The sequence below is a fragment of the Haloparvum sedimenti genome (assembly GCF_001462205.1).
GTDB classification, from domain to species: domain Archaea; phylum Halobacteriota; class Halobacteria; order Halobacteriales; family Haloferacaceae; genus Haloparvum; species Haloparvum sedimenti.
In genome coordinates this window covers 67,955-72,555 of record NZ_LKIR01000116.1, presented here as the reverse complement: position 1 = coordinate 72,555, position 4,601 = coordinate 67,955, and the positions used below count along the sequence as shown (strand labels likewise).

At 72.1% G+C, this 4,601-nt stretch carries 5 protein-coding genes; 2 read left to right on the top strand and 3 right to left on the bottom strand.

Annotated features, from left to right (window positions below; genetic code table 11):
• The first annotated feature begins 433 nt into the window (after nucleotides 1–433).
• On the top strand, nucleotides 434–913 hold the full coding sequence (locus AN233_RS06805; protein ID WP_058366045.1) for a redoxin domain-containing protein: 480 nt from the start codon (nucleotides 434–436) through the stop codon (nucleotides 911–913).
• Between the two features lie 85 nt (nucleotides 914–998).
• Complete coding sequence (locus tag AN233_RS06800) at nucleotides 999–1,838, top strand: aldo/keto reductase (RefSeq protein ID WP_058366044.1); 840 nt, start codon at nucleotides 999–1,001, stop codon at nucleotides 1,836–1,838.
• Between the two features lie 29 nt (nucleotides 1,839–1,867).
• Here AN233_RS06800 and AN233_RS06795 read toward each other — a convergent pair whose 3' ends face one another.
• From AN233_RS06795 to gatD, 3 genes are read right to left on the bottom strand one after another with little or no spacing between them, the layout of a single operon-like run.
• Nucleotides 1,868–2,083 (bottom strand): hypothetical protein, encoded by a 216-nt coding sequence (locus AN233_RS06795; RefSeq protein WP_058366043.1) that lies wholly within the window; start codon nucleotides 2,081–2,083, stop codon nucleotides 1,868–1,870.
• A gap of 58 nt (nucleotides 2,084–2,141) precedes the next feature.
• Nucleotides 2,142–3,176, bottom strand: a complete 1,035-nt coding sequence (locus AN233_RS06790; protein ID WP_058366042.1) for a GNAT family N-acetyltransferase — start codon at nucleotides 3,174–3,176, stop codon at nucleotides 2,142–2,144.
• Nucleotides 3,177–4,463, bottom strand: coding sequence for a Glu-tRNA(Gln) amidotransferase subunit GatD (gene gatD / locus AN233_RS06785; RefSeq protein WP_058366060.1), 1,287 nt, complete (start codon nucleotides 4,461–4,463; stop codon nucleotides 3,177–3,179). It lies immediately after the preceding gene.
• Between the last annotated feature and the right edge of the window lie 138 nt (nucleotides 4,464–4,601).

Below are 4,601 nucleotides of genomic sequence, written 5' to 3'. Positions count from 1 at the left end.
AGCCCCGCACAGCACCGCACCGCAACCGCACAGCCCCGCACAGCACCGCACCGCAACCGCACAGCCCCGCACAGCCCCGCACCGCAACCGCACAGCCCCGCACAGCCCCGCACCGCAACCGCCTCGCACCGCAGCCTCGCACCTCCCCAACCTCGGCCGCGGGCCGGCCGCGGAACCGCACCGCATCGCGGCCGGCCCGCGCCCTCCCTCGCGCGGTCGCGGCGACACAGGGTCGCCGCGGCGCGCGCCGATCGAATCGCATCACCGCAACTGCACCGCATCACCGCAACTGCACCGCATCACCGCAACTGCACCACAGCACCGTGGTCGCCGCCACGTGCCTCAGTTCCTCCCAGCGTGCCAGTCCGGCTGCTCCCTTTCGAGACGCGGCCGGGCGCCGCCATTTATGTCACTCGCGGTCCAAGTGTAGGCGATGTCAGCACCCGAGATTGGCGACGACGCGCCGCGGTTCGAAGCGACGCTCGGTACGAGCGACCACGAGTCGTTCGCGCTCGCGGACCGCCTCGGGGACGGTCCCGTGGTCCTCGCGTTCTTCCCCGGCGCGTTCACCCCGCCGTGTACGAACGAGATGGTGGCGTTTCAGGAACGGCTCGCCGACTTCGAGAACGCGGGCGCGACCCTCCTCGGCGTGAGCGCGGACTCGGCGTTCTCGCAGGGCGCGTTCCGGGAGGAACACGGGATCGAGTTCGACCTCGTCAGCAACATGGCCGGGGACGCGATCCGCGCCTACGGGCTGGAGATGGACATCCCGGAGCTGGGACTGTACGGCAACGCCAACCGCGCCGTCTTCGTCCTCGACGACGACGGAACGGTGACCTACCGATGGGTCGCCGACGACCCGACGAACGAGCCCGACTACGACGAGCTGCTCGACGCCGTCCGGGCGGCGTAACGCAGGTTTCGTCGGGCGACCGCTCTTCGCGCCGGAGCCGACCGCGGTCGGCCGACATAAGTGGCTCCCGAGCCGACCGCTTCCCATGACCGACGACCCGCAGCCGCCCGCCGACCGGCCGATCGACCGACCGCTCGATCTCCCGACCGTCGGACTCGGCACGATGGGCATCGAGGACCCCGCCGCCGTGCGGACGGCGCTGGGGCTCGGTTACCGCCACCTCGACACCGCACAGATCTACGAGAACGAGGCGGTCGTCGGCGAGGGGCTGGCGGCCGCGCTCGGCTCCGCAGACTCGAGTCTCTCCCGAGAGGACGTGACCTTGGCGACGAAGCTCTGGATCGACGCGCTGGCGGCGAACGACGTGCCGGAGAGCGCCCGCGCGAGTGCCGACCGTCTGGGCGTCGACGCGATCGACCTGCTGTACGTCCACCGCCCACGCGGCGACTACGACCCTGAGGGAACCCTGCCCGCGATGGCCGATCTCGTCGACGAGGGGCTCGTGCGCCATGTCGGCGTCAGCAACTTCGAGCGCGACCAGCTCGACCACGCCGTCGAAGTCCTCGCGGACCGCGGGCTCCGGCTTGCGGCCCACCAGACCGAGCTGCACCCGCTGTATCACCGGCCGGAACTGCTCGACCACGCCCGCGAACACGGCTACCCGGTGGTGGCCTACTCGCCGCTCGCGGGCGGCCGCGCCGGAGAGGTCGAGGCGCTCCGGACCGTCGCGGAGAAACACGGGACCACGCCCGCGGCGGTGTCGCTGGCATGGGTCCTCGCGAAGGAGCCGGTCGTCGCCATTCCCAAGGCCTCGAGCGAGGCCCACCAACGCGCGAACCTCGCGGCCGCGGAGCTCGAACTCGACCCGGAGGACGTGGCCCGGATCGACGCGATCGACCGCGAGGAGGAGCTGTATCCGGAGTAGCGCCGGGTCGAGCCCGCGTCGGCGGCCGATCAGACCCCGCCGCGCCGCGACTTCAGAAGCATGTACGCGACGACGGGAACGATGGTGAACACGAGTGTCGCGAGTGCCCAGACAGCGGGGTAGCGGACCCCCTCGGAGCGGGCGTCACGATATATCCAGACCGCGAATCCGACGACGACGACGTAGAGCGCGCCGTAGTACGCCAGCGTTCGGGCCGTCGCCAGGTCCACGAACAGCGGGTCCATCGCGTCAGCGTTCGCACGCGGGGCGAATGAGCGTGACGGTCGGGAGTCCCGGACCGAACTACGCGTCGTCGTCCCGGATCCGGCCGACCGCGGGGTCCGTGAGGTCCGCGGCCATCACGAAGTCGGGCTCGTCGGAGACCGGCACCCGCGCCGCCGCCGCGTCGCTGACGACTCCGACCGTCTCCGCCACCAGCACGCGCGTCCGATCGGCACCGGCAGCCGCCGCGTCGCGGGCGATCTCCGACAGCAGCGCCGCCGCCGCTTCCGCGTCGCGCCACGCGGCGACGCCGTAGATGGCCTCCGTTATCCTCTCCGCGTCCGACCCGTCGGCCGCCTCGCGCTCGTGGGTGTACGACCGGTAGCTCATCCCCGCGACGCCGCCGTCGCGGACCGTGAGCAGGCGGTCGGCGGCCGCTGCGGCCGCCAGTTCCTCGCGCGTCAGCGCCGAGAGCGCCCACGTCTCCTCGGCGTCCATCGACAGCCCGCGAAGGTGCTCGCGCGCGTCGCTGTCCGTCCAGAAGCTCCACGCGGCGTCCGGGTCCGGATCGTCGGCGGCGACGCCGGCGACCGGGAGGTCGGGGGTCGCCTCGGCGTCCGGCGACGGCTGGAGGAAGCGGAACTCCGTGCAGGGGTCGAAGCCGACCGCCCGCGACTGGCCGAGGCCGGCGACGTTCCACGAGAACACCATGTTCCGGCAGACCGTCGCGCCGCGCTCGCGCGCCCAGTCGAAGACGGCCCTCGAGAGGTGCCTGGAGACGCCGAATCCGCGGGCGGCGGGGTCGACGCGGATCGCCTGGCCCCACGCCTCCCACTCCGAGAGCAGCACGCCCTGGATACAGCCCACGACCCGCCGGCCGTCCACGAGGTTCGGGTCCGCCGCCGGGTCACCCTCGACCGCGTCCGCCACTGCCTCGGGCGGCAGCGTGACGACGAAGGTGCGCCGGTCGGGGTCATCCGCCTCGACCCACCGCGGGAACGCGTCGGGGACGTAGTCGCCGTGTCTCTCGCCCCAGGTGTCACGGGTGAAGGCGGCGACCGCGTCGGCGTCCGCCGGGCGGGCCCGCCGGACCGAGACGGGGTCGTCGTCGCTCATCTATCGCCAGGGCTGTGACTCCTCGGTCAGCTCGCCGGCCAGGTCCCGCCCCATCGCGTCGGCCGGGTTCTCGACATTCGCCAGCGCCCACATCAGCTTCACCTTCGCGGTTCCGGGGAGGGTGTCGCCCGCCTCCACGACGCCGGCATCGAGCAGGTCGCGACCGGTGTCGTAGACGCGGTCACAGACTCGCCCCGCCAGACACTGGCTCGTCATCGCGACCGTCGTCCCCGACTCGACGAGCTCCTCGATCCGCGGGATGAGGTCCGTGTGGACGTGTCCGAGCCCGGTTCCCTCGATGACGACGCCGTCCGTTCCGTCGAGGTAGTCCCACGCGGCCGGGTCCATCCCGGGCGTGAACTTCACGAGCTCCACGTCGGCCGCGAGGTCGGGCGCGATGGAGAGCTCCGCCTCGCCGCGCTCGGCATGCTCGCGCCGGAAGGAGACGCCGGACGCGGGTTCCCCGTCGGAGGGATCCGCATCGCTCGCGGCCGCGTAGTCGACCTCGCCGAGCGGCTTCCCACCGACCGTCTCGAAGGCGTCGCGACGCGAGGTGTGGTTCTTGCGGACGCGCGTGCCGCGGTGGAGGGCACAGCGGTCGTCGCTCTCCGTGGCGTGCATACAGACCAACACCTCCGCGCAGTCGGCCTTCGCCGCCTCGACGGCACAGACCGCGTTCATCACGTTGTCCGAGGAGGGGCGGTCGGCAGAGCGCTGCGAGCCGGTGAAGACGATCGGGACCGGCGTGTCGAGCATAAATGACAGCGCCGAGGCCGAGTACTGCATCGTGTCCGTGCCGTGCATCACGACGACGCCGTCCGCGCCCGCCTCGACCTCCTCGCGGACCGCCTCTGCCAGGTCCGTCCAGATCGAGGGGTCCATGTTCTCCGAGAGGATGTTGGCGACGACGCGGCCGCGGTAGTTCGCGCGGCCGGCGAGATCCGGCACGGCCCGGAGCACGTCCTCGGCGTCGAAGCGCGCGGTCACGGCGCCGGTGCGGTAATCGACCGTCGAGGCGATGGTGCCGCCCGTCGAGATGAGCGAGATCGTCGGGAGCTCCTCGTCGAAGCTGATCTCGGAGACCTCGCCCGGCTCGTTCGCTCCGCCCTCGTCGACCTCGTGGACGCCCGACTCCAGCACCTCGACATCGGCGGCCTCGCGGTCGATCCCCACGTTGTAGCCGCCGTCGAGCTTCACGACGAGGTGGTCGCTCGTCGAGGAGGGCATCAGCACGCCCTCGTTCGTGACGTCCGCGCGCTCGACGCGAACGCGATCTCCGGGTTGCATGTCGCGGAATTCCCCGCGGTCGGACTTCAATCCAACCGTTCGGGGCGGCGGGCCACCGACCGCGCCGACCGCGACCGCGTCGACCGCGACCGCGCCGACTGCCAGCGACGGCACCGTCGCTCGCGGTCGCGGAGCGGC

Coding starts and splice junctions, on each gene's coding strand:
- AN233_RS06805 (WP_058366045.1), top strand. CDS start 434: ATGTCAGCACCCGAGATTGGCGACGACGCGCCGCGGTTCGAAGCGACG.
- AN233_RS06800 (WP_058366044.1), top strand. CDS start 999: ATGACCGACGACCCGCAGCCGCCCGCCGACCGGCCGATCGACCGACCG.
- AN233_RS06795 (WP_058366043.1), bottom strand. CDS start 2,083: ATGGACCCGCTGTTCGTGGACCTGGCGACGGCCCGAACGCTGGCGTAC.
- AN233_RS06790 (WP_058366042.1), bottom strand. CDS start 3,176: ATGAGCGACGACGACCCCGTCTCGGTCCGGCGGGCCCGCCCGGCGGAC.
- gatD (WP_058366060.1), bottom strand. CDS start 4,463: ATGCAACCCGGAGATCGCGTTCGCGTCGAGCGCGCGGACGTCACGAAC.